General features: G+C 61.5%; 21 protein-coding genes and 1 riboswitch. Of the genes, 15 read left to right on the top strand and 6 right to left on the bottom strand.

From position 1 onward, the window contains the following. The first annotated feature begins 31 nt into the window (after positions 1 to 31). From NKJ37_RS11975 to NKJ37_RS11935, 9 genes are all read left to right on the top strand, one after another. The gene (locus tag NKJ37_RS11975; RefSeq protein WP_023813638.1) at positions 32 to 1,618 is read left to right on the top strand and encodes an ABC transporter substrate-binding protein; all 1,587 of its coding nucleotides are present in this window, start codon (positions 32 to 34) and stop codon (positions 1,616 to 1,618) included. Between the two features lie 16 nt (positions 1,619 to 1,634). Beyond that, positions 1,635 to 2,594, top strand: a complete 960-nt coding sequence (locus tag NKJ37_RS11970; RefSeq protein WP_352773885.1) for an ABC transporter permease — start codon at positions 1,635 to 1,637, stop codon at positions 2,592 to 2,594. Between the two features lie 9 nt (positions 2,595 to 2,603). Continuing rightward, positions 2,604 to 3,428, top strand: a complete 825-nt coding sequence (locus tag NKJ37_RS11965) for an ABC transporter permease (RefSeq protein WP_027039888.1) — start codon at positions 2,604 to 2,606, stop codon at positions 3,426 to 3,428. Further along, on the top strand, positions 3,428 to 5,083 hold the full coding sequence (locus tag NKJ37_RS11960; protein ID WP_352672745.1) for an ABC transporter ATP-binding protein: 1,656 nt from the start codon (positions 3,428 to 3,430) through the stop codon (positions 5,081 to 5,083). The genes NKJ37_RS11965 and NKJ37_RS11960 overlap by 1 nt, the downstream gene beginning before the upstream one ends. A gap of 183 nt (positions 5,084 to 5,266) precedes the next feature. After that, entirely contained in the window at positions 5,267 to 6,856 is a 1,590-nt protein-coding gene (locus NKJ37_RS11955; protein ID WP_352629893.1) for an ABC transporter substrate-binding protein, read from the top strand. 98 nt (positions 6,857 to 6,954) lie between these two features. Next, on the top strand, positions 6,955 to 7,794 hold the full coding sequence (locus tag NKJ37_RS11950) for an alkaline phosphatase family protein (RefSeq protein WP_023813643.1): 840 nt from the start codon (positions 6,955 to 6,957) through the stop codon (positions 7,792 to 7,794). A gap of 271 nt (positions 7,795 to 8,065) precedes the next feature. Then, complete coding sequence (locus NKJ37_RS11945) at positions 8,066 to 8,632, top strand: sigma-70 family RNA polymerase sigma factor (RefSeq protein WP_352773884.1); 567 nt, start codon at positions 8,066 to 8,068, stop codon at positions 8,630 to 8,632. Then, positions 8,629 to 9,297 (top strand): hypothetical protein, encoded by a 669-nt coding sequence (locus NKJ37_RS11940; protein WP_023813645.1) that lies wholly within the window; start codon positions 8,629 to 8,631, stop codon positions 9,295 to 9,297. The genes NKJ37_RS11945 and NKJ37_RS11940 overlap by 4 nt, the downstream gene beginning before the upstream one ends. Then, positions 9,287 to 10,726 carry a S8 family serine peptidase gene (locus tag NKJ37_RS11935; protein ID WP_352773883.1) on the top strand — a complete coding sequence of 480 codons (1,440 nt, stop codon included), beginning with the start codon at positions 9,287 to 9,289 and terminating at the stop codon, positions 10,724 to 10,726. The genes NKJ37_RS11940 and NKJ37_RS11935 overlap by 11 nt, the downstream gene beginning before the upstream one ends. A 156-nt stretch (positions 10,727 to 10,882) precedes the next feature. On the opposite strand, the gene NKJ37_RS11930 is transcribed toward NKJ37_RS11935, so the two are convergent. The 3 genes from NKJ37_RS11930 to NKJ37_RS11920 all read right to left on the bottom strand — a co-directional run bounded on the left by NKJ37_RS11930 (position 10,883) and on the right by NKJ37_RS11920 (position 13,786). After that, the gene (locus NKJ37_RS11930) at positions 10,883 to 11,512 is read right to left on the bottom strand and encodes an MAE_28990/MAE_18760 family HEPN-like nuclease (protein ID WP_352773882.1); all 630 of its coding nucleotides are present in this window, start codon (positions 11,510 to 11,512) and stop codon (positions 10,883 to 10,885) included. Beyond that, positions 11,505 to 12,605 (bottom strand): DUF262 domain-containing protein, encoded by a 1,101-nt coding sequence (locus NKJ37_RS11925; RefSeq protein ID WP_352773881.1) that lies wholly within the window; start codon positions 12,603 to 12,605, stop codon positions 11,505 to 11,507. The genes NKJ37_RS11930 and NKJ37_RS11925 overlap by 8 nt, the downstream gene beginning before the upstream one ends. Before the next feature lie 158 nt (positions 12,606 to 12,763). After that, positions 12,764 to 13,786 carry a LacI family DNA-binding transcriptional regulator gene (locus tag NKJ37_RS11920; RefSeq protein WP_352773880.1) on the bottom strand — a complete coding sequence of 341 codons (1,023 nt, stop codon included), beginning with the start codon at positions 13,784 to 13,786 and terminating at the stop codon, positions 12,764 to 12,766. Positions 13,787 to 14,148: 362 nt separating this feature from the next. On the opposite strand from NKJ37_RS11920, the gene NKJ37_RS11915 reads away from it, so the two are divergent. The 5 genes from NKJ37_RS11915 (at position 14,149) to NKJ37_RS11895 (ending at position 20,707) form a co-directional block, all read left to right on the top strand. Further along, the gene (locus NKJ37_RS11915) at positions 14,149 to 15,504 is read left to right on the top strand and encodes an ABC transporter substrate-binding protein (protein WP_127267791.1); all 1,356 of its coding nucleotides are present in this window, start codon (positions 14,149 to 14,151) and stop codon (positions 15,502 to 15,504) included. 227 nt (positions 15,505 to 15,731) lie between these two features. Then, positions 15,732 to 16,745: a carbohydrate ABC transporter permease gene (locus NKJ37_RS11910; protein WP_352773879.1), complete on the top strand. Its 1,014-nt coding sequence runs from the start codon at positions 15,732 to 15,734 to the stop codon at positions 16,743 to 16,745. Position 16,746: 1 nt separating this feature from the next. Beyond that, positions 16,747 to 17,901 (top strand): carbohydrate ABC transporter permease, encoded by a 1,155-nt coding sequence (locus tag NKJ37_RS11905; RefSeq protein ID WP_352773878.1) that lies wholly within the window; start codon positions 16,747 to 16,749, stop codon positions 17,899 to 17,901. 4 nt (positions 17,902 to 17,905) lie between these two features. After that, positions 17,906 to 19,570, top strand: a complete 1,665-nt coding sequence (gene bglA, locus NKJ37_RS11900; RefSeq protein ID WP_352773877.1) for a beta-galactosidase BglA — start codon at positions 17,906 to 17,908, stop codon at positions 19,568 to 19,570. Between the two features lie 24 nt (positions 19,571 to 19,594). After that, on the top strand, positions 19,595 to 20,707 hold the full coding sequence (locus NKJ37_RS11895) for an ABC transporter ATP-binding protein (RefSeq protein WP_352773876.1): 1,113 nt from the start codon (positions 19,595 to 19,597) through the stop codon (positions 20,705 to 20,707). A gap of 75 nt (positions 20,708 to 20,782) precedes the next feature. Here the strand turns inward: NKJ37_RS11895 and NKJ37_RS11890 are convergent, their stop codons facing one another. The 3 genes from NKJ37_RS11890 to NKJ37_RS11880 form a co-directional block, all read right to left on the bottom strand. Next, on the bottom strand, positions 20,783 to 21,019 hold the full coding sequence (locus NKJ37_RS11890) for a DUF680 domain-containing protein (protein ID WP_023813652.1): 237 nt from the start codon (positions 21,017 to 21,019) through the stop codon (positions 20,783 to 20,785). A gap of 69 nt (positions 21,020 to 21,088) precedes the next feature. Continuing rightward, positions 21,089 to 21,289: a DUF680 domain-containing protein gene (locus NKJ37_RS11885; RefSeq protein WP_023813653.1), complete on the bottom strand. Its 201-nt coding sequence runs from the start codon at positions 21,287 to 21,289 to the stop codon at positions 21,089 to 21,091. 71 nt (positions 21,290 to 21,360) lie between these two features. Beyond that, positions 21,361 to 21,558 carry a DUF680 domain-containing protein gene (locus NKJ37_RS11880; RefSeq protein ID WP_013528268.1) on the bottom strand — a complete coding sequence of 66 codons (198 nt, stop codon included), beginning with the start codon at positions 21,556 to 21,558 and terminating at the stop codon, positions 21,361 to 21,363. 507 nt (positions 21,559 to 22,065) lie between these two features. After that, positions 22,066 to 22,267: riboswitch (cobalamin riboswitch) on the top strand. Between the two features lie 115 nt (positions 22,268 to 22,382). Here NKJ37_RS11880 and NKJ37_RS11875 point away from each other — a divergent pair. Further along, positions 22,383 to 23,630, top strand: a complete 1,248-nt coding sequence (locus NKJ37_RS11875) for an aromatic ring-hydroxylating oxygenase subunit alpha (RefSeq protein ID WP_352773875.1) — start codon at positions 22,383 to 22,385, stop codon at positions 23,628 to 23,630. Positions 23,631 to 23,644: the final 14 nt, after the last annotated feature.

Raw genomic sequence — 23,644 nt, 5'->3', positions numbered from 1 at the left:
AGAGTCGAACCAACAGAGTGAGGAACTCAAAATGTCGAACGAACTGGAATTTCTTAGCCGGCGTGTCGCGTCGGGCAAACTGAGCCGTCGTGATTTTCTCGGCCGGGCGGCGGCGCTCGGTATCTCCGCGCCCTTCGCCAACTCGCTGCTTTCAAGCGCGGCACGCGCGGCAGGTCCGGTCAAAGGCGGCACTCTGAAGGCCGGACTTGTCGGCGGCGAGTCCACCAACAGCCTTGATCCGGCACTGTTCATGACTCAGGTGCCGTTCGCCTTCGGCAAGATGTGGGGCGAATTGATCGTCGAGCTTTCGCCGGAAGGCAAGCTCGAGAACCGCATCGCCGAGGAGATCGGCTCGTCGGACGACGCCAAGGTATGGACGCTGAAGATCCGCGACGGCGTCGAATTCCACAACGGCAAGACGGTGACCGCCGAGGACGTGGCCGCCACACTTGAGCGCCATTCCGACGAGAAGTCGAAATCCGGCGCGCTCGGCTACATGAAGGGCATCGAGACCATCAAGGCCAGCGGCAAGGAAGTCGTGCTGACCCTGAAGGAAGCCAATGCCGATCTGCCCTATTTGCTCAGCGACTATCACCTGATCGTCCAACCGAATGGCGGCAAGGATAAGGCCGACGCAGGCATCTCGGCCGGTCCTTACAAGGTCACGACCAATGAGCCCGGCGTGCGCCATGGCGGCGAGCGTTTCGCCAATTATTGGCAGGGCGACAAGATGGGCCATGCCGACCAGATCGAGATCATCGTCATCAACGATGCGACGGCGCGCACCGCCGCCCTGCAAGGCGGCCAGGTCAACATGATCAACCGCGTCGAGCCGAAGATCGTCGACCTGATCAAGCGCCTGCCTGGCGTGACCATCCGCAACCATGCGGGTCCTGGCCACTATGTCTTCATCGCGCATTGCAACACCGCCCCCTTCGACAACAACGATCTGCGCATGGCCCTGAAGCTGGCCATCGACCGCGAAGAAATGCTCGACAAGATCCTGCGTGGCTACGGTTCGATCGGCAACGATTTCCCGATCAACGCTTCCTACCCGCTGTTCACTGATATCGAGCAGCGCAAGTACGATCCCGACAAGGCCAAGTTCCACTTCAAGAAGTCGGGCCATGACGGCGCCGTGCTGCTGCGGACTTCGGACGTCGCTTTCCCGGGCGCCGTCGACGCTTCCCAGCTCTTCCAGCAGAGCGCTGCCAAGGCCGGCATCAAGATCGAGCTCAAGCGTGAGCCCGGTGACGGCTATTGGAACGAGGTCTGGAACAAGCAGCCCTTCTGCGCTTCCTACTGGGGTGGCCGCTCGACCCAGGACCAGATGTACTCCACCGCTTATCTGTCGACCGCCGACTGGAACGACACGCGTTTCAAGCGCCCGGACTTCGACAAAATGGTGCTGGCCGCGCGCGCCGAGCTAGACGAGACCAAGCGCAAGCAGATGTACCATGACATGGCTGTCCTGGTCCGCGACGAAGGTGGCCTGATCTTGCCGATGTTCAACCAGTTCATCGACGCTACCGGCGCCAAGGTCGACGGCTGGGTCGACGATCCACATCAGGAGCTGATGAACGGTTACGCGCTGGCGAAGTGCTGGCTCGAAGCCTGAGCTTGGCCTTGCGGATATGTCCTCACCCATCTTGAAACTGGTGGCCCAGCGCGTTGCGCTGGGCATTCTCCTCTTGTTGGCCGTTTCGGTCCTGATCTTCGCCGGCACCCAGATCTTGCCCGGCGACGTCGCGCAAGCCATTCTCGGACAATCGGCGACACCGGAGTCGCTCGCCAATCTGCGCGAGCAACTCGGGCTCAACCAGCCAGCCTATCTCAGGTATTTTCATTGGCTGGGCGGCGTGCTGACCGGCGATCTCGGCACGGCCATGTCGAGCGGGCAGGATATCGCCACGTCGATCAAGGGACGGCTGTGGAACACGCTGTTCCTCGCCTTCTGGGCAGCGATCGTCGCCGTGCCGCTGGCGATCATCCTCGGCCTGATCGCGGTACGCTATCGCAATGGCTGGGTCGACAAGCTGATCTCCGGGCTGGCGCTGGCCTCGACCTCCTTTCCCGAGTTCTTCATCGGCTACGTGCTGGTCTATTTCTTCGCCGTGAAATGGCAAATCTTCCCCGGCATCTCGACCGTCTATGACGGCATGCCTTTTGGCGAGCGCATGCAGGCGATCGCCCTGCCGGCGGCAGCGCTGACGCTGGTCGTGCTCGCCCACATGATGCGCATGACACGCGCGGCGATCCTCAATGTCATGCAGTCGGCCTATGTCGAGACGGCGGAACTGAAAGGCCTGTCGGCCTTCAACGTCATCCGCAAGCACGCCTTCCCCAATGCCATCGCGCCGATCGTCAACGTCGTCATGCTCAACCTCGCCTATCTGATCGTCGGCGTCGTCGTGGTCGAGGTGATCTTCGTCTATCCGGGCATGGGGCAGTATCTCGTCGACCACGTCACCAAACGCGACGTGCCGGTGGTGCAGGCGGTCGGCCTGATCTTCGCCGCCGTCTACATCAGCCTGAACATCATTGCGGACATCGGGGCTATCGTCGCCAATCCGCGTCTCAGACACCCGAAATAGGGGGCGGATATGCTCGATATCAAACGCATCCCCATCCCCGCGCTGATCGGCATTATCCTGACGACGCTGTTCGTGCTGGCGGCGGTCTTCGCACCGTGGATCGCACCGCACGGCAATGGCGAAATCGTCGGCGATGTCTGGGAACCGATGTCGGCTGCCCATTTGCTGGGCACCGACAATCTCGGCCGCGACCTGCTTTCGCGCATGATCTACGGTGCCCGCATCACTTTGTTCATCGCGGTGCTGGCCACCGCGCTGTCATTCTCGCTCGGCGCCATCCTCGGCTTCTCGGCGGCGGTGTTCGGCGGCTGGTTCGATACGCTGCTGTCGCGCCTCGTCGATCTCTTGATGTCTATCCCGACGCTGATCATGGGTCTCGTCGTGCTGTCCGTGCTGCCTACCAATCTGGTGACGCTGATCCTGGTGATGGGCATTCTGGACTCGACCCGCGTCTATCGCCTGTCGCGCGCGGTCGCCGTCGACATCAACGTCATGGACTATGTCGAGGCGGCGAAACTGCGTGGTGAGGGCAGCGGCTGGATCATCTTCCGCGAGATCCTGCCCAACGCATTGTCGCCGCTGGTTTCCGAACTCGGTCTGCGCTTCATCTACGCGGTGCTGTTCCTGTCGACGCTGTCGTTCCTCGGCCTTGGCGTGCAGCCACCGGACGCCGACTGGGGCGGCATGGTCAAGGAAAACAAGGACGGCATCGTCTTCGGCATCGCGGCCGCACTCATCCCGGCGGCGGCGATCGCCTTGCTGGCGATTTCCGTCAACCTGGTTGCCGACTGGGTGCTCAACCGGACGACAAGCCTCAAGGGAGGACGCGGGTGATGGCCGACACCAAAGCGAAACCTGGCTTGTTGCTCGACATCCGCAATCTGCGCATCGAGGCCACCGTCTTCCCGCCCGGAGAGCCGCCGAAGAACATCGTGCTGGTGCACGATGTCTCGCTGACGCTCGAGAAGGGCAAGGTGCTCGGCCTGATCGGCGAATCCGGGGCCGGCAAGTCGACCATCGGTCTGTCGTCGATGGGCTATGGCCGCGGCGGCGTACGCATCACCGGCGGCGAGGTCATCCTGAACGGCCGCGACATCCTCAAGGGCGGCAAGGATGGCTTCCGCAAATTACGCGGCCGCGAAGTCTGCTATGTCGCGCAGTCGGCGGCAGCGGCCTTCAATCCGGCGCACAGACTGATGGACCAGGTGGTGGAAGCCACGCTGCTGCACGGCACCGCGACACGAGCCGAGGCCGAGAAGCGCGCGGTTGCGCTGTTCAAGAAGCTCAGCCTGCCCAACCCCGAAACCATCGGCGAGCGTTTTCCGCACCAGGTTTCGGGCGGCCAGTTGCAGCGTGTGATGACGGCGATGGCGCTCTGCTCCGAGCCGGACCTGATCGTCTTCGACGAGCCCACAACGGCGCTCGATGTGACGACGCAGATCGACGTGCTGGCGGCGATAAAGGACGCCATCCGCGACACCCATGTCGCTGCGCTCTACATCACGCACGACCTTGCCGTCGTCGCCCAGGTCTCCGACGAGATCATGGTGCTGCGCCATGGAAGGCTGGTCGAATGGGGCGGCACGCGGCAGATCATCAAGGAGCCGCGTCAGGAATACACCAACGCGCTTGTCTCGGTGCATGAGATCGAACACCAGGAGCAGAAGCCCGGCACGGCACCGTTCCTGTCGGTGAAGAACATCACCGCCGCCTATGGCGGCAGCCATATCAAGGTGCTGAAAAACGTCTCCGTCGACATCTATCCGGGACAGACGCTTGCCGTGGTCGGCGAGTCCGGCTCTGGCAAGTCGACGCTGGCGCGCGCCATCACCGGTCTGCTGCCGCCCGAACAGGGCACCGTCACCTTCGACGGGCGCCCGCTGGCGAACCGGCTGGCCGACCGGCCGAAGGAGGATTTGCGCCAGCTGCAGATGATCTATCAGATGGCCGACGTGGCGATGAATCCCCGCCAGACCGTCGCCACCATCATCGGCCGGCCGCTGGAGTTCTATTTCGGCATGCGCGGCCGCGAGCGTGACAGGCGCGTTACCGAACTGCTCGACAAGATCGAGATGGGCAAGGGCTTTTCCGACCGCTACCCGGCCGAGCTTTCCGGCGGCCAGAAGCAGCGCGTCTGCATTGCCCGGTCGCTTGCCGCCAAGCCCAAGTTGATTATCTGCGACGAGGTCACCTCGGCACTCGATCCGCTGGTGGCACACGGCATTCTCGAGCTGCTGCTCGAGCTGCAGAAGGAAGAGAACGTCGCCTATCTGTTCATCACGCATGACCTCGCCACTGTGAAGTCGATCGCCGATTCGATCGCGGTGATGTATCGCGGCGAGGTGGTGCGCTACGGCCCCAAGAGCAAGGTGCTGAGCCCGCCCTTCGACGCCTACACCGACCTGCTGCTCTCCTCGGTTCCAGAGATGGAAATCGGCTGGCTGGAAAAGGCAATCAAGGGACGGCGCATGGCCAGCGCGGGGAACTAAAGCAATTCCGGGAAAACTGGAGACCAGTACTCCCGGAAGAAATGCAGGGCGCTTCCCTGGAAATCGCGTCAGATCAAGCCGCCACATCGGGGCGCCGGCGACCGTCATCCGGATGCAACACTAGAACGCCACACGTCCTTCGGGACAAGCGCCGCTCGCACGACTTTTAAACAGGGGTAGGACATGAAGACTGAATTCGATTATCTCGCTGAACTCGCCGGTCAAGGCCGGATATCGCGTCGCGCCTTTCTCGGGCGCGCCGCCGCGCTCGGCGTATCGGCGGCCCTGATGCCGGCGCTGGCCGGCAAGGCATTTGCCCAGACGGCGGTGAAGGGCGGTATCATCAAGGCCGGCCTGCAGGGCGGTGAATCCACCAACAGTCTCGATCCGGCGTTGAACCTCAGCCAGGTTACCTTCAGCTTCGGCAAGCTTTGGGGCGAGTATCTCGTGCGCCTCACACCGGACAACAAGCTGGTCAACCTGATTGCCGAGGAGATTGGCGCCTCGGCCGACGCCAAGACATGGACAATCAAGATCCGCGACGGCATCGAGTTCCACAATGGCAAGACGGTCGGCGCGGAGGATGTTGCCGCCACCATCGAGCGACATGCGGATGAGAAGTCCAAGTCCGGAGCACTCGGCATCCTCAAGAACATCAAGGGGATCAAGGCGAGCGGCAAGGAGGTCATCGTCACGCTCGGCGACGCCGATGCCGACTTCCCCTATCTGATGGCCGACTATCATCTCACCATCCAGCCGAATGGCGGCAAGGACGATCCGAACGCCGGCATCAGCGCCGGTCCCTATAAAGTTAGCGTCAACCAGCCCGGCGTGCGCCATGGCGGCGAGCGTTTCGCCAATTACTGGCTGCGCGACAAGGCCGGCCATGCCGACCAGGTCGAGATCATCGTCATCAATGATGCGACCGCACGGCTTGCAGCCTTGCAGGGCGGCCAGGTGCACATGATCAACCGCGTCGAACCCAAGGTCGTCGATCTGGTCAAGCGCATCGCCGGCGTTTCCATCGAGAACGTCTCGGGCAAAGGCTACTATCCGTTCAACATGTTCTGCGACACCGCACCTTTCGACAGCAACGACCTGCGCATGGCGCTGAAGCTAGCCATGGACCGCGACGAGATGCTGGAAAAGATCCTGCGCGGCTATGGCTCGGTGGGTAACGACTTCCCGATCAACGAGGCCTATCCGCTGTTTTCCGCCGACATCGAACAGCGCAAGTTCGACCCGGAAAAGGCAGCGGCAGCCTACAAGAAATCCGGCCACAGCGGCTCGATCGTGCTGCGCACCTCGGACGTCGCTTTTCCGGGCGCCGTCGATGCCGCACAGCTCTATCAGCAGTCCTGCGCCAAAGCCGGCATCAAGATCGAGATCAAGCGCGAACCCGGCGACGGCTACTGGTCTGAGGTCTGGAACAAGCAGCCTTTCTCGCTCTCCTACTGGGGCGGACGCGCCACGCAGGACCAGATGTATTCCACCGGCTATGTCTCGACCGCCGACTGGAACGACACGCGCTTCAAGCGGCCGGAATTCGACAAGATGCTGTTTACCGCGCGCGGCGAGCTCGACCAGGCCAAGCGCCAGGCGATCTACCACGATATGGCAGTGATGATGCGTGACGAAGGCGGGCTGATCGTGCCCTTCTTCAACCAGTTCATCGACGCGGCCGCCACCAACAAGATCGGCGGCTATGCCAAGAGCCCTATCGGCGAAATGATGGACGGCTACGCGCTTGCCGAGTGCTGGCTCAACGCTTGAGCGGACTCTGATCGTCCGATTTCATCTATCAAGAACGCCGTGTGCCCGGGACGGCACACGGCGTTCCCGTTTCAACCGCCAACCGCATGGAGCAGCTCATGGCGCTCAAATCCAAGCTTCTGCTGATCATCCTCGATGGCGTGCCCTACCGGAACTGGCGCCGGCTGATGGGCAATCTCGAAGGTTGGGTGCAATCGGGCGAGGCGCGCGTCTGGAAGATGCGCTCGGTGCTGCCGTCGACCTCGGCCTGCTGCTATGCGTCGATCCACACCGGGGTCTCACCGCAGGTGCACGGGATTCTCTCCAACGAGAACCGGTTCCGCGTCGAGCAGCCCGATATCTTCTCCGAGGTCAGCAAGGCAGGCGGCAAGACGGGGGCGGTGACCCATTCCTACTGGTCGGAGTTCTTCCGCGCCTATCCGTTCGACCTGGTCGAGGACATGGAATTCGACGAGCCAAGCGGGCCGATCACGCATGGCCGCTTCCACACCATGACCGGTTACAATCTTCGCAACCAGATGACGCCGAGCGATGTCGACCTGTTCGCGACACTGACGATGCTGACGAAACGCCATGGCATCGACTACGGCATCCTGCACACCTGCACGCTGGATTCGATGGGGCACCGCTTCGGCCACGACTGCCATGAGATGGACCACGCTGTCTATGCGATGGACGGCATGCTGGCGGCCTTCCTGCCGCGCTGGATCGAAGCCGGCTATGAGGTGATCGTCACCGCCGATCACGGCCAGACCGATCGTGGCCATCATGGCGGCCATGACGACGAGATGCAGGATTTCGCGCTGTACTATTTTGGACAAGATAAGGGTCCGCAGGCCGACACGCTGCTCGACCAGCTGCAGCTGGCGCCGACAGTGCTGAGCCGGCTGGGTGTGGCAATACCGGAGACGATGAAGGCGAAGCCGTTTTTGGGGTGACAAGCGCTCCGTTGGCGTCCCCCTCTCCCCGTCCTTTACGGGAAGAGGGTAAGGATGAGGGCAGCGCCAACATGGCATATGAACAGCGAACGCCGGCGCCGCCCCTCATCCGCCTGCCGGCACCTTCTCCCCGTATAGTGACGGGGGAGAAGGGATGCTCTGGCAACCGCCCCGCTCTTCGGTTAGCCTCCTAAAAATTCCTTGGCGGAGGATGAACCTTTTTGGACCGATCAGCGACAGAGCAGACAGGAGCCAGGCGGCTCGACCGGCCATGACGGCAGCGACGGAGACCGATCGCGCTCTCGTCGACCGGGTCGCGAAGGGCGACCGTGCCGCCGTGCGGCTCCTGTTCATGCGTCACCATGCGCGGGTCTACCGCTTCGTGACGCGCCAGACGGGATCGGAAATGATGGCCGACGATATCGCCAACGAAGTCTTCCTCGAGCTGTGGCGCCAGGCGCCGGGCTTCGAAGGGCGCTCCGAAGTCTCGACATGGCTGCTCGGCATCGCCCGTTTCAAGGCGCTGTCCTTTCTGCGCAAGAAGAAGGAAGACTGGATCGACGACGAGGCCGCCGCCGCGGTGCCCGACGGCGCCGACACGCCGGAAGTCGTCACCATGAAGGAAGACAAGGCCGCCGCCCTGCGGCGCTTCGTCGACACCTTGCCCGAAGAGCATCGCGTCGTCATCGATCTTGCCTATTATCACGGACAGTCGGTGAGCGAGATCGGCGAGGTGCTCGACATTCCGGTCGCCACCGTCAAGACCCGGATGTTCTACGCCCGCAAGAAACTCGGAGAGGCCCTCAAGGCCGCCGGTTACGACAGGGGGTGGCCATGAGCGCCGCTGAAAAGATGTCGCGCCGCGACGAAATGGAAACGCTGCTGCCGTTCTACCTGAACGGCTCGCTGGAAGGTTCCGATCTGGAAGCGGTCGAGGAATGGCTGGCCAGCGATCCGGCCGCACTTGCCGCCCTTGGTGAGGCTGAAGCCGAATTCTCCGGCGCCACGGCCGCCAACGAAGCAATCCGGCCGCCGGCCGATGCGCTCAGCCGCTTTGCCAAGGCACTCGACGCCGAGGCCGGGCCTGCGCGCAAGCCGGCAGGATCGTCCTGGCTGGCGCAGGCCTGGGGCCGCTTCATGGCGGTGCCGGTCGGTGTCGCCTGGGCGGCAGCCGCGGTTCTGCTGGCCCTGGTCATGGTGCAGTCGTTTGTCGAACCAGGCGGCAAAGGCAATGATTTCGAGATTGCCGGCGCGGAAAACGATCCGGCGAAAATGCCGTTCGCCCTGGTCAAGTTCAAGCCGGATGCCAACATGTCGGACATATCCGCCTTCCTCGGCAGCAACGGGCTGAAGATCATCGGCGGACCGACCGCCGACGGCGTGTTCCGGCTTGGCATTCCGGCCCCGACCGCTGCCGACTACAACAAGCAAATCGGCCTTGTTGCCGCCCAGGCTTTCACGGAAACTGTGATCGAGGGAAGGAAACCGGTTGATGGCGGCTGAGGCAGTCATTCGATTTGCGGCAATGCTTGCGGCGGCGATGACAATCGTCGCCGTGCCCGCGTCGGCGCAGACCAACGACCCCAATCCAGACCAGACCAAAATCGACTGCCGCGACGGGACCAATGCGGCGGGAGCCGACTGCGCCAAGAACGGCAATGACACAAAGGGCGGATCGGACGCAGGCCAATCCGGCGCCGTCTTCCTGCCGGCGCTGATCGTCGACCTGTTTCCCAACCCGGAGGCGCCTCCGACCCCTGTGCCGACGCCACGGCCGGCACCCGCGACGCTGCCTGCCGATACTCAAGCCGGCCCCCCGCCTGGCGGCCCGATCGTCTCGCCGACCGATCTCATCGCCGTTCAGCCGCGGCGCGCCGTGGTCGGCGATTTCGTGCCCGACGAGGTGCTGGTGACCGTCGACGGCGATGCCGGTGCCGTGCAGCAGATCGCCGCCTCCTTCGGCCTGCAGGTGCGCTCGCAGCGCCAGTCGCGGCTGCTTGGCACCACGCTGGTGCGCTTCGGCATTCCCGACGGCCGGCCCGTCGGCGTCGTGCTGGCGCAACTGGCCGCCGACGGCCGCACACAGCGGCGCGAGCCCAATCATGTGTATTCGCTGCAGCAGGCCGCCGGCATCGTCAACTATGCGTTCGATCATATCGCGCTCGATTCCAAACAGGCCAGCGGCGAAAACGTTCGCATCGCGGTGATCGACACCGGCATCGACGACACCAACCCGGCGCTGTCGGGCGTCATTGCCGGGCAGTTCGACGCCATGCCCGACGTGCCGATCGAAAAGCGCGATCACGGCACGTCGATCGACGGGCTGATCGCCGGCGTCGGCGTGCTGGAAGGCATGGCGCCGGGCGCAAAAATCTATCACGCCCGCGCCTTCGAGGGCGGCAAGTCGACCATGGACGTCATCCTGTCGGCGCTCGACTGGGCGGCGGAACAGGACGTGCGCATCATCAATATGAGCTTCGTCGGGCCGAAGAACGATTTGCTCGGCGTCGCCTGCCGCAATGCCCGCGCACTCGGCATGGTGCTGGTCGCCGCAGCCGGCAACAACGGGCCGAAGGCGCCCTATGGCTATCCGGCGGCCTTCGATGGTGTCATCGCAGTCACCGCCACCGACGCCAAGGATGGGCTGATGCCGCAGGCCAATCGCGGCGCCTATGTCTTCATCTCGGCGCCCGGCGTCGAGATGGTGGCGCCGAGCGGCGGCGGTTCGGACGTGGTCACAGGCACCTCGTTTGCGGCGGCGATCGTGAGTGGCGCCATCGCCAATCTCATCCATGCCGCGCCTGATCGTTCGGCCGACGACATCGAGAAAGCGCTCGCGGCGACGGCCAGGGATCTCGGCCCAAAGGGACGCGACAATGATTTCGGCTACGGGCTGCTGGACATCAAGGCGGCAGGGGCTGCGAAGGAGTAGAGTGCTCCTGCGGTCTATGCACCTCATCATTCCATAACCGGTGTAGCTTGCCGCGAATGCCGAAATGGGTGCCGAGCGGAAATGCACTATGTGCCGCCCTTTATTGACAATGGGCCGCCGAAGCGGTGGCCGACGGCGACGAGTTCTCAAATTCGACTAAATCCTTGCCAGCATCGCAAACTGAAATCGGTCCGCAATCAGTATCAAGAGTGAAGACGTGAAACTGATGTGCGCCTCGACATCCATCGTTGTCAGGTCGGGAGAGTCGCCATGAGCGACCGCATGTCGCCAACCGACCAGTTCCTTGTCTAATCGATTTCGGACCTTTTGCATTGTAGATAGATCAAAATTGAGAAGGCCATAGTTCTCTGATAGCCTTGCAAAGTCCAGGTTAGAACGAGCTTCGACAAGTTTCCCATCAACCGCATCGAATCCGCAGTCGATCCGAGCCTGCAGCTTCTTTACGAACGCCTGGCGCGAATCGAACGAATGGTTTCGGTCTCGCATGCTTTCGAAATCCGCATGAAACGCGCTGACCAAAAGCATCCAGTCTTTGTCACGAACCTTGCCGCCTTTCTCAACCAAGAATCTCAGGTAAGCGCGAACGCACTCATTGTAGAAGCCCTCCCAATTGGCGTAGGCGAGCACGACAACCGCCTTCGACGCAACGCCATAAACGTCACCGCTGGTGAGTTGGCCAAATGACCTCTTAACTTCGGAAAGCTCCTTCGCGCGGCGCACCCTTGCGGTGTCGATCTCATCAAAGAAGTCATCCAGTTTAGGCATCGGGGTTGAACCACCGCTCCCCAAACGGAATGGTCCGTTGCAATCTTACGGTGCCACGTAATCCGGATGCGCTCATGTCAGCGACCTGGGGCTGTTGCCAGAAGGTCTGGATCCTTTCAGCGACAAATTGATCTGGGTTTACGTGAGCCATGATCGCGGCCTTGTTCCGCCCGATCCCCACAGCAATGGCTTCAAGCGCCCGCAAGGAAAATCGATTTGCGATGCCTTCGCCGGCATCCTGCGGTGGGATCAACGCTCCGTTGCCGAGCACTCTATGAAGAGTCTCCACCGTCCAAGTGATAGTTTGCATCACTTCTGCACGGTCTTTCCCGGCCAGGATGTCGACAACTGTGGCATCAAGGAATTCTTGTACGTCCAAGCTGCGGTCGTAGTCGGCAAACGTGTGTACGATTAGCCGAACGATGTATTCCACATCTCGCTGAGTGCCCTTCTGCTCATTCGTGATCTGAAAAATGCCCTTAACGTCGTCTCGCTGCGCGAATTGACGTATCGCCTGAGTGAACTCGGCGTTCGCCAAAACCATGGAGCAGGTCCTCACCTCCTGCTCGTTGGCGTAGGCACCGCCTCGGTTGAGGCGCTGGAAGAGATCGAACTTGGTCTTGGGGTCGCTGGGGTGCTTAAGAATCTGGAAGTCCACCCGCGCCCTGCGGAAAAACAGTTGCAGGGCTTTGTCGAGCGGCACCTCGACAGCTGCCTTTTGCTCCCAAACCATACCTTGAAGTGATGGTAGATACTTGGTCTTTTGAAGTTGAGACCGACGATTTTCGCCGGAGTCGACGTCCTTCAACACGCCCATGAACTCGAGCAGTGTGGATATTCGCTGCAGGCCGTCGATCAACTCCCAGGTTCCGTCTCCATTTTCGTACACAAATACCGGAGGGACTGGAATTCCTATTAGTATAGACTCGACAAAATTTGACTTTCTCTCGTTTGTCCATCGGAACAACCGCTGGAAGTCCGGAAGAATATTTAATTCCTTGGAAGTGTACATGTTACCCACCTCCCCGATTGTAATCTGAACGGTATCCGTATTTACAGCACGCTTTGCTTCATCGATTTCTTCTTTGAGCATTCGAGGTCCTGCCATTTTTGTTCCCAGTAGTGTTAAGCGAAAAACCCGCTTAGAGCGACAGCTTGTAGCCGATTTTTGCAGCAAAGGGCGCTTGCCTGACAAGTTTGCAAGGTCTGCAATGAGTCGACCTCGCTCGTTCCAAAATGATTGAGCTTTCCCTACGCCGGCGCGCCGGCGACCGATCCCCTGACCACCAGGTCGACCGGCCAGACCTCGCCGCGAGCGCCCTCCTCCAGGCCGGAAATCCGTGCCGCCAGCCGCTCGGCGACACGGGCGCCGGCCAGACGGATCGATGAACGCGTCGTTGACAGCGGCACCGAAAAATTCTCCGGCCTCAGCCAGGGGAAGACATCGTCATGGGCGATCAGCGACACGTCGCCCGGAATGCTCAGGCCGAGGTCGCGCACCGCACGCACGACGCCCAGCGCCATGATCAGGCTGGAGCAGGCGATCGCGGTCGGCGCGTCGTCCTCTTCCAGCAAGCGCCTGGTGGCGCGATAGCCGTTCTCCTCGGTCATATCGACCGAGCAGACATGGCGTTCGCTCAATGTCAGTCCGCTCGCGGCGAGCGCCCGGCGCACGCCGCGTTCTCGATGGATAGCGAAGGTCTCGCGGTCGTCACCGTTGATCAGCGCCAGCCGCCGATGACCGAGCTGGATCAGCAGCCTGGCCGCTTCGTGGAAGGCGCCCTCATTGTCGATGTCGGTAAAAGCATAGTCGAAGTCGAAGCCCTCACTGCGGCCATGGACGATGAAGGGAATGCCGAGCGTGTTGACAAGCGCCACGCGCCGGTCAACGGGCCGCGGCGAGGAGATGTAGACAGCGTCGACCTGCCGGTTGGCGACGATGCGCCGGTAGGTCGTCTCCTGGTCGTCGGCGTCGGCCGGCGACAGCACAAGGTCGAGCTCGTGCGAGCGGGCGTAGTCACCAAGGCCGGACAGGAACTCGACGAAATGCGGATCGATGTCGACGGACGCACCGGTCGGCAGGACATAGCCGATCATGCCGGTCTTACCGGTCGCCAGCCGGCGCGCGCTCGGATTGGGACGATAGCCATGGCGCTTGGCGGCATCCATGACACGCCTGCGCGTCTCCTCGTTGACCTCGGGATAGCCGTTCAGCGCACGGCTTACCGTCGTTTGCGAAAGTGCCAGCATATGGGCGAGCTGCTTGAGGTTCACGAAAGGTCTCCATTCCCTCAAAGCGCTTTTAAATTGAATCGACCCAAGTGCCAGCGGGGCCGAGCCATACCAAGCCGAACCATAGACGCGGTTCGGGCGTGTTTGAAACAAAAACTGCTGCTGCATCGCCATAATAGTATGTTGCAGCGCACTTTTAGGGTGCAAATGCGCGAACCTAAATCGATTAATCCGCCGGCCTCTTGACTTCCTGGCAATTCGATGGCGTGATCGAAAATGCCAAAGCGCTTTGGAAGACTCTTCGAAAGGTTGCGGTTCCTTTCCGACTGAGTCACAGTCCTGCGGCGTCGGCGGGCGGAATGGAGGTTCCGTCCGGTGTGTGAGACCCACTGGGAGGAATACCGATGAAGAAAATGCTTTTGCTGGGTGCTGCGTTTGCCACGTTCGCCCTGAACGCGCCCGCGCAGGCCGAACTGAAGTTCAAGCCCGGCGAAGACAAGCGCTTCAACTGGGCGAACTACGAAGAGCTCAAGAAAGTCGACCTCAAGGGTGAGACGCTGTCGATCTTCGGACCGTGGCGCGGCGAGGACGAAGGCCTGGTGCGCGGCGTTCTCGACTATTTCTCGGAAGCCACCGGCGTCGAGATCAAATACTCCTCCTCAGAGAATTACGAGCAACAGATCGTCATCGACACGCAGGCCGGCAGCCCGCCGAACATCGCCGTGCTGCCGCAGCCGGGCCTCATTCAGGACCTGGCGTCGAAGGGCCTTTTGACGCCGCTCGGTGACGACACCGCCAAATGGGTCAAGGACAATTACGGTGCCGGCCAGTCATGGGTCGATCTCGGCACCTTCAAGGACAAGGACGGCAAGCCGGGCTTCTTCGCCTTCCCTTACAAGGCCGATGTGAAGTCGCTGGTCTGGTATTCGCCGGATAATTTCGAGGAAGCCGGCTACAAGGTGCCGAAGACGCAGGAAGAACTCGCCGATCTCGAAAAGAAGATCATCGCCGATGGCGGCAAGCCGTGGTGCATCGGCCTCGGCTCCGGCGGCGCCACCGGCTGGCCGGCGACCGACTGGGTCGAAGACCTGATGCTGCGCACCCAGCCTCCGGAGGTCTACGACAAATGGGTGAAGAACGAGATCCCGTTCAACGACCCCGCGGTGGTCAACGCCATCGACATTTTCGGCAAGATCGCGACCGACGACAAGATGGTCGACGGCGGCGCCAAGGCGGTTGCGGCGACCGATTTCCGCGACAGCCCGAAGGGCCTCTTTTCGGTGCCGCCGAAATGCTACCTGCACCACCAGGCATCGTTCATCCCGACCTTCTTCCCGGAAGGCACCAAGGTCGGCCAGGACGCGGACTTCTTCTACTTCCCGCCCTATGCCTCCAAGCCTGAACTGGGCACGCCCGTGCTCGGCGCCGGTACGCTGGCGATGATCACCAAGGACAGCAAGAGCGCGCGCGCGTTCATCGAATTCCTGAAGATGCCGCTCGCTCATGAGATCTGGATGGCCGAAGGCGGTTTCGTGACGCCGCTCAAGTCGGTCAACAAGGATGCCTATGCCAGCGACGCGCTGAAGAAGCAGGGCGAAATCCTCGCCAATGCCTCGACTTTCCGCTTCGACGGTTCCGACCTGATGCCGGGCAAGATCGGCGCCGGCGCCTTCTGGACCGGCATGATCGACCTGGTCGGCGGCAAGTCGGCGCAGGACGTCGCCACCGACATCCAGAAGAGCTGGGACGCGATCAAGTAGCGGCCGGCACGTAAGCGACCAACCATTCTCGCACTGGATCCGGGCCCTACTGGCCCGGATCCGACGGCGGCCCGTGCCGCAGCCTTTCGTCATGAGCGCATTGACATGAAGCGCGATCGGCAATGTGCGCAAGCCGCCGATGACGCGCTCCAAACAACTGAATCGGCGCCTGGTCCCCGTCACCAAGGTCATTCCTTGTCGGATCATGCGCAGGGGGAGAGGGACCCATGGCGGCTCAGATTTTCTCGGCCATAACAGTCATCATCATCGGGGTCGGCGGTTGCGTCGCCTATTTCTGGGGCGCCAACAAACTGGTCGACCTGATATTCCCGTCACGCGGCGTCGCCGGTGCCGCGGCCATCGACAATCTGCGCCGGCAAGGGCTGGTCCGGCCATGGCTGTTCGTCGGTCCGGCGATGATCATCCTCACCATTTACCTGATCTATCCGGTGGTCGAGACGCTGCGGCTGTCGTTCCTCGATCGCAGCGGCATCAATTTCGTCGGCCTGGCGAACTATGAATGGGCGTTCGGCGATCGCGAGTTCCGCAACTCGATCCTCAACAACATCATCTGGCTGGCGGTGGTGCCGGCCGCCTGCACCTTCCTTGGGCTGATCATCGCCGTGCTTACGGACAAGATCTGGTGGGGCACGATCGCCAAGAGCCTGATCTTCCTGCCGCTGGCGATCTCCTTCGTCGGCGCCAGCGTGATCTGGAAATTCATCTACGAATATCGCGGCGAAGGCCAGACGCAGATCGGCATCCTCAACGCCATCATTCAGCATTTCGGCGGCCAGCCGCAGGTCTGGATATCGCTGCCGTTCTGGAACAATTTCTTCCTGATGATCATCCTGATCTGGATCCAGACCGGCTTTGCCATGGTCATCCTGTCTTCCGCCCTGCGCGGCATCCCCGAGGAAACGCTGGAAGCCGCCGTCATCGACGGCGCCAATCCGTTCCAGATCTTCTGGAAGATCATGGTGCCGCAGATCTGGGGCACCATCGCCGTGGTCTGGACCACGATCACCATTCTGGTGCTCAAAGTGTTCGACATCGTGCTGACCATGACCAACGGCCAGTGGAACAGCCAGGTGCTGGCCAATCTGATGTTCGACTGGATGTTCCGCGGCGGCGGCGATTTCGGCCGCGGCGCCACCATTGCCATCATCATCATGATCGCGGTCATTCCGATCATGGTCTGGAACATCCGCCAGGCGAACAAAGAGACGGGAGGACATTGAGATGGCCGTCGCGACCGGAAATTCCTTCGCCAGCCGCTTTGGCGTCCACATCGCCGTGCTCATCTTCGTCGCGATCTGGACCATACCGACACTCGGCATCCTGGTCTCGTCGCTGCGCGACAAGAACCAGATCATCGCCTCGGGCTGGTGGAACTCGTTCGCCAGTTCCACCCAGACGGAAGCCGGCCGGCTGCCGCCCGCCTCGGCGCAAGTCGAGAAGGACGGCAAGTTCGTCCTCGAAGGCAATATCTTCGGGGACGGCGCCAAGCGCGACATCAGCGCCTTCGGAGTCAAATCGGCGGCACCGACGCAGTATACCTCCGGCACGACAGCCGATCTCGGCGACGGCGTGACCTTGCAGCTCAATGCCGACGGCAGCTTCATCATGCAGTCCCCGAAAGCGTTCGAAAGCGATCGCGGCCAGCGTGTCTATTATGCTTCGTCGGCGCCGCCGAAATTCACCACCGACAACTACAGAACCGTGCTGTTCTCCGAAGGCATCGGACGGTCATTCATGAATTCTCTGACCGTCACCATTCCGGCTACCGTCATTCCGATCCTGATCGCCGCCTTTGCCGCTTATGCGCTGGCCTGGATGCGGTTTCCCGGCCGGGCGCTGCTGATCGCGGTTATCATCGGCCTGCTGGTGGTGCCATTGCAGATGTCGCTGATCCCGCTTTTGAAACTCTACAACGGCGTCGGCGCTTTCTTCGGCATGCCGTCGAAAACCTATCTCGGCATCTGGCTGGCGCATACCGGCTTCGGCCTGCCCTTCGCCATCTACCTGCTGCGCAGCTATATTGCCGGTCTGCCGCGCGAGATCATGGAATCGGCGCGCATCGACGGCGCCAGCGATTTCGAGATCTTCGTCAAGATCGTCTTGCCGTTGTCGTTCCCGGTGCTGGCTTCGTTTGCCATCTTCCAATTCCTGTGGGTATGGAACGATCTGCTGGTGGCGATGGTTTTCCTCGGTACAGAGGCAGACCAGATCGTGCTGACCGCCAAGCTCAACGCGCTGTTGGGCTCACGCGGCGGCGACTGGGAGATTCTGACGACATCGGCTTTCGTGACCATCATCGTGCCGCTGATCGTCTTCTTCTCGCTGCAACGCTATTTTGTCCGCGGGCTGCTTGCCGGCTCGGTGAAAGGAGGCTGAGACGATGCAATCTGCTTTGAAGGCCAGCTCGAAGCCGGATCTCGCCATCGATCGCGACTGGTGGCGAGGTGCGGTGATCTACCAGATCTATCCGCGCAGCTACCAGGACTCGAACGGCGACGGCATCGGCGACCTCAAGGGCATCATCGGGCGGCTTCCCTACATCGCGGCGCTAGGGGCGGACGCCATCTGGATTTCACCGTTCTTCAAGTCGCCGATGAAGGATTTCGGCTACGACGTGTCAGATTACTGCGACGTCGATCCGATGTTCGGCACGCTGGCCGACTTCGACGCGCTGACCGCCGAGGCACACAGGCTGGGCTTGAAGGTGATGATCGACGAGGTGCTGTCGCATACGGCGGACAATCATCCCTGGTTCAAGGAAAGCCGGTCGAGCCGCACCAACCCGAAGGCCGACTGGTATGTCTGGGCAGACGCCAGGCCGGACGGCACGCCGCCCAACAACTGGCTGTCGATCTTCGGTGGCTCGGCGTGGCAATGGGACACCAGCCGCCAGCAATATTACATGCACAATTTCCTGGCCGAACAGCCCGACCTCAACTTTCACAACCGCGAAGTCCAGGACGCATTGCTCGACGTCACCCGCTTCTGGCTGGAACGCGGCGTCGATGGTTTCCGGCTCGATACCATCAATTTCTACTTCCACAGCCAGGGTCTGGAAAACAATCCGCCGCTGCCGCCGGAAGAGCGCAACGACCAGACCGCGCCGGCGGTCAACCCCTACAACTACCAGGACCATCTCTACGACAAGAGCCGGCCCGAGAACCTCGGCTTCCTCGAACGGTTCCGCGCCCTGCTCGATGAATATCCGGCAACCGCAGCGGTCGGCGAGGTCGGCGATTCGCAGCGCGGGCTTGAAGTGGTTGCCGCCTACACCGCCGGCGGCAAGCGCGTGCACATGTGCTACTCCTTCGATTTTCTGGCGCCGGAAAAGATCAGCGCGGGCAAGGTCCGCTCGGTGCTGGAATCCTTCAGCAAGGTCGCCAGCGACGGCTGGTCGTGCTGGGCCTTTTCCAACCATGATGTGATGCGCCCGGCCTCGCGCTGGGCGGCCAATGAGGCCGACCCGATCGCCTACCTCAAGGTCATCTCGGCGCTGCTGATGTCCCTGCGCGGTTCGGTCTGCATCTATCAGGGCGAGGAGCTTGGGCTCGGTGAAGCAGAGCTGCGGTTCGAGGATTTGCAGGATCCCTACGGCATCCGCTTCTGGCCGGAATTCAAGGGCCGCGACGGCTGCCGCACACCGATGGTGTGGGATGGCGGCGCCAAGAATGGCGGCTTCTCCCCAGCAAAGCCCTGGCTGCCGGTGCCGGCCAAGCATCTGGCGCAAGCGGTCAATGTCCAGCAGGGCGACGAGGCTTCGCTGCTCGAGCACTACCGGCGCTTTCTCAGCTTCCGGCGTGCCCATCCGGCGCTCGCCAAGGGCGACATCACCTTCATCGAAAGTGAGGGAGATACCGTCGCCTTCACGCGCCGCGCAGGCAACGAGCAGATCGTCTGCGTCTTCAATCTGGGAGCCGGGCCGGCTAAGGTTGACCTTGGCGGCCGATCGCTCCAACCTCTGCCCGGGCACGGATTTTCGGGGCAGGCGAACAGCGGTTCCATCGAGCTTGGCGACTACGGCGCCTGGTTCGGGCGTCTCGACTGAATTTCCAATCACTGGAGGAAACCAATGGCCGATGTCACGCTAAGACAAGTGAAGAAATCCTACGGCAATCTGAACATTCTCCACGGCATCGACCTCGATATTAAGTCGGGCGAGTTCATCGTCTTCGTCGGCCCGTCGGGCTGCGGCAAGTCGACATTGCTGAGATCGATCGCCGGGCTCGAGGAAATCACCTCCGGCGAGCTTAGAATAGCCGGCGAAGTGGTGAACGACGTGCCGCCGTCGAAGCGCGGCATCGCCATGGTGTTCCAGTCCTACGCGCTCTACCCGCACATGACCGTCTACGACAACATGGCGTTCTCGATGAAGATCGGCAAAGAGAACAAGGCCGAGATCGACCGCCGCGTGCGCCAAGCCGCCGAGATCCTGCAGCTGACCAAATATCTCGACCGCCTGCCCAAGGCGATGTCAGGCGGCCAGCGCCAGCGCGTCGCCATCGGCCGCGCCATCGTGCGCAATCCGAAGGTGTTCCTGTTCGACGAGCCGCTTTCGAACCTCGACGCCGCGCTACGCGTCGCCACCCGCATCGAAATCGCCAAGCTCAAGGAATCGATGCCCAACACGACCATGATCTACGTCACCCACGATCAGGTCGAGGCGATGACGCTCGCCGACCGCATCGTGGTGCTCAAGGACGGCCACATCGAGCAGGTCGGCACGCCGATGGATCTCTACAAGAAGCCCGGCAATCTGTTCGTTGCGCAATTCATCGGCTCGCCGGCCATGAACATCCTGCCCGCGACCATCGACAAGTCAGGCAATTCGACCGTCGTCAGCCATGTCGGCGGACGCAAGGCAACCGTGCCGATCGCAACGCCTGCTTCGGCAAAGGGCGCTGCGGTTAGTTTCGGCGTGCGGCCGGAGGACCTGATCATCGCCAGCGGCGCGGACTATCTGTTCGAGGGGACGGTCGACTATGTCGAGCAACTCGGCGAGGTGCAGCTTGTCTATGTCGACATCGGCCGCGCCGACCTGCCGCTGGTGACCAAGCTGCCCGGCAATGTCGAGGTCAAGCGTGGTTCGACATTGCGGCTGAGCGCCAATGGCGAGGACCTGCATATCTTCGACACCGATGGGCGGTCGTTTGCCCTTCATGAAGCGGAAGCGAAAGCGGCCTGAGTCGGGACCAAATCTCGGATGCAAACAGGGCGGCGGGCTTGGCCCACCGCCCTGTTTTGAAGATCAGCTTCGGCGTTAGCGGCCGAAGAGATTCCGGTCGCTGCCCTGAGGGGCGGACTTCTCTACGTCGCCCGACGAATTGAGCAGCTTCTCGACGAGGCCACCGCTGTTGCGGACCGAGCTCGTATGCGCGCTGTCAACCGAAGTAACCGCAGGCTGATTGGCGCCGTTGGAGCCAAAGTTGTCGCTGCCGGCGAACGCGCTGCCGGTGATGGCCAGAACGGCGGCGGCAGCAATAAGGATCTTGTTCATTTTAATCTCCTGAATTCTGGATTTCGCCAGGACGGCAGACACAGCTGCCGTCGCTTGCGAAATTGGCTGTTAGCGACCGAAGAGGTTACGGTCGCTGCCCTGAGCGGGCGTCTGGGCAGCCGGTTCCGAGGTCTTGGTGGAAGCCGTGTACGACTGGTCCACTGCGGCGGCAGGCTGGTTGGAGCCGTTCGAACCGTAGTTGTCGCTGCCGGCGAAAGCGCTGCCGGAGATGGCCAGAACGGCGGCGGCAGCAATGAGGATCTTGTTCATCTTAAATACTCCTGAATGTCTGAATTTCGCCAGGGCGGCGGGCGCGCCCGCCGTCGACTGGGAATCGGCTGTTAGTTGTTGCCGAAGAGGTTGCGGTCAGCACCCTGGGCAGGCGCCTGAGCAGCCGGTTCCGACTTCTTGGTCGAAGCGGTGTACGAGCTGTCGACAGCAGTGGCTGCCGCGGCGTTCGAACCGTAGTGGTCGCTACCAGCGAAGGCGCTGCCGGAAATGGCCAGAAGGGCTGCGGCAGTGAGAATGATCTTTTTCATTTTTGTACTCCAGTATCGTCTTTTTCCGTCCGTCTAGCGGGGTGTCTTGGAAATGAAATCGCGTCGTTCGGACAGCCCCGATGTGGGAGGGCAACCCCGCCTTTTCCAATCACGAAGTTGTTCCGTGTGGACCATGAATCCACACCTTGAAATTGTGCCAAGGGAATCTACGGGTATATTTTTCTTCTTTATATCAGCATGTTAGATGTAACCGCTGGATGGATCACCGACTGTTTCAGAGGCCCAGCGTTCACACCGTCCTGCACGCACCGTCAACAGAAACGAACCGTTCGGTTCGATTTTAGGTCGAGCTAATAGTCACTTTTCGAAACCGTTAACCTTTTTTGACCCCGCCAAGGGATCCGATTCGGGGATATCGCAGCCGGCAAAATGGCCATCCGGGAGGTGGATTTCAGCCCGCGACGGTCTGCGGGAACGTTCGCATGCCGTGTCGCGCCGCATGGATACGATGTCGTTTTCATGCCGACGGCGCGCCCCCGATCGTGGTTAGATCATACCATCTCAGGTGCCGCTTCGTGACGACGAGGCGGAGAATTGGGAAGCCGGTCAGAATCCGGCGCTGCCCCCGCAACGGTGGTGGAGTTCAAGTCGCAACGGGAGACCACTGGGCAACTGCCTGGGAAGGTGTCGCGATGGTCCGCAAGGACAACTCCAGAGCCCGGAAACCAGCCCGAGATTGTTAGACTCGACTGATCGCGGTGGGCGGTCAAGAGGTGGATAGCGCATGTCTGGCACCTAGCCGGTCTGCGTTTCAATCCTTCCTCCATCACCACCAGTTCAGTCCTTAGAAACGAGGACAGGACATGGATACCCGCAACGACATGCTGAGGCTATTGAACAGCCGCCGGCAAGGCTTTTCACTGGAGCAGCCCTTCTACACCGATCCAGACTACTTCAAGCTCGACATGGAGTTGATCTGGTATCGCGACTGGCTGTTCATCGGCCATGATTGCGAACTGCCGAAGCCGGGCAGCTACATCACCGTGCAGATCGGCGACTACCCGGTCGTCCTTGTCCGCGACCAGCACGGCAAGATCAACGCCTTCCACAATTCCTGCCGCCATCGCGGCAGCCGCGTGTGCAACGCGGAAAAGGGTACGGCGGCAAAGCTCGTCTGCCCGTATCATCAGTGGACCTATGAGCTGGACGGCCGCCTGCTGTTTGCCCGCCAGATGGCCGACGGTTTCGACAAGAGTGATTTCGGCCTGAAGCCGGTCGCCTGCGAGAGCGTCGGCGGCTACATCTTCATCTGTCTGGCCAAGGAGCCGGCGGATTTCGCGCCGATGCGGGCGATGATCGAACCCTATCTTTTGCCGCACCGGTTGCGTGAAGCAAAGATCGCCTTCGAGAGCACGATCGTCGAGAAGGGCAACTGGAAGCTGGTCTGGGAAAACAACCGCGAGTGCTATCACTGCGCCACCAATCATCCTGAGCTGTGCAAGACCTTCCCCGAGGCTCCGACCGTGACCGGCGTCAATGGCGCCGACAGCGACCCTGAAATGGTCGCGCACTGGGCCAAATGCGAGGCATCAGGCCTGCCGAGCAAATTCCGCATCGATCCGGCAGGGCAGTACCGCGCCACCCGCGCGCCGCTGCTGCGCGATGCCGTCAGCTACACCATGACGGGAAAACGGGCGGTCCAGAAGAACCTGTCCGAGAGCGTTCCAACCGACCGCATCGGCTCCTTGCTGCTTTATCATTATCCGACAACCTGGAACCATATCCTCGGCGACCATGCCGTCACCTTCCGCGTGCTGCCGATCAGTGCCACGGAAACCGCGGTGACGACAAAATGGCTCGTCCACAAGGATGCGGTCGAAGGCGTCGACTACGATCTCGCTGAGCTCACCCATGTCTGGACCGAGACCAACGACCAGGACCGTCGCATCGTCGAGGAAAACGCCTTCGGCATCTTGTCGCCGGCCTACGAACCAGGCCCCTATTCGGAGCTGCATGAGGGCGGCGTGATCCAGTTCGTCGAGTGGTACGCGTCGTTCATCGGACCGCGCCTTGCAGAAGGCGACCGGCCGGCCCTGCGCAGCGTCGCCTAGCCCAGGGGACAAGA

The sequence above is a fragment of the Mesorhizobium sp. M0140 genome (genome assembly GCF_040322475.1).
Lineage (GTDB): Bacteria > Pseudomonadota > Alphaproteobacteria > Rhizobiales > Rhizobiaceae > Mesorhizobium.
This window is presented reverse-complemented; position numbering and strand designations above follow the sequence as displayed.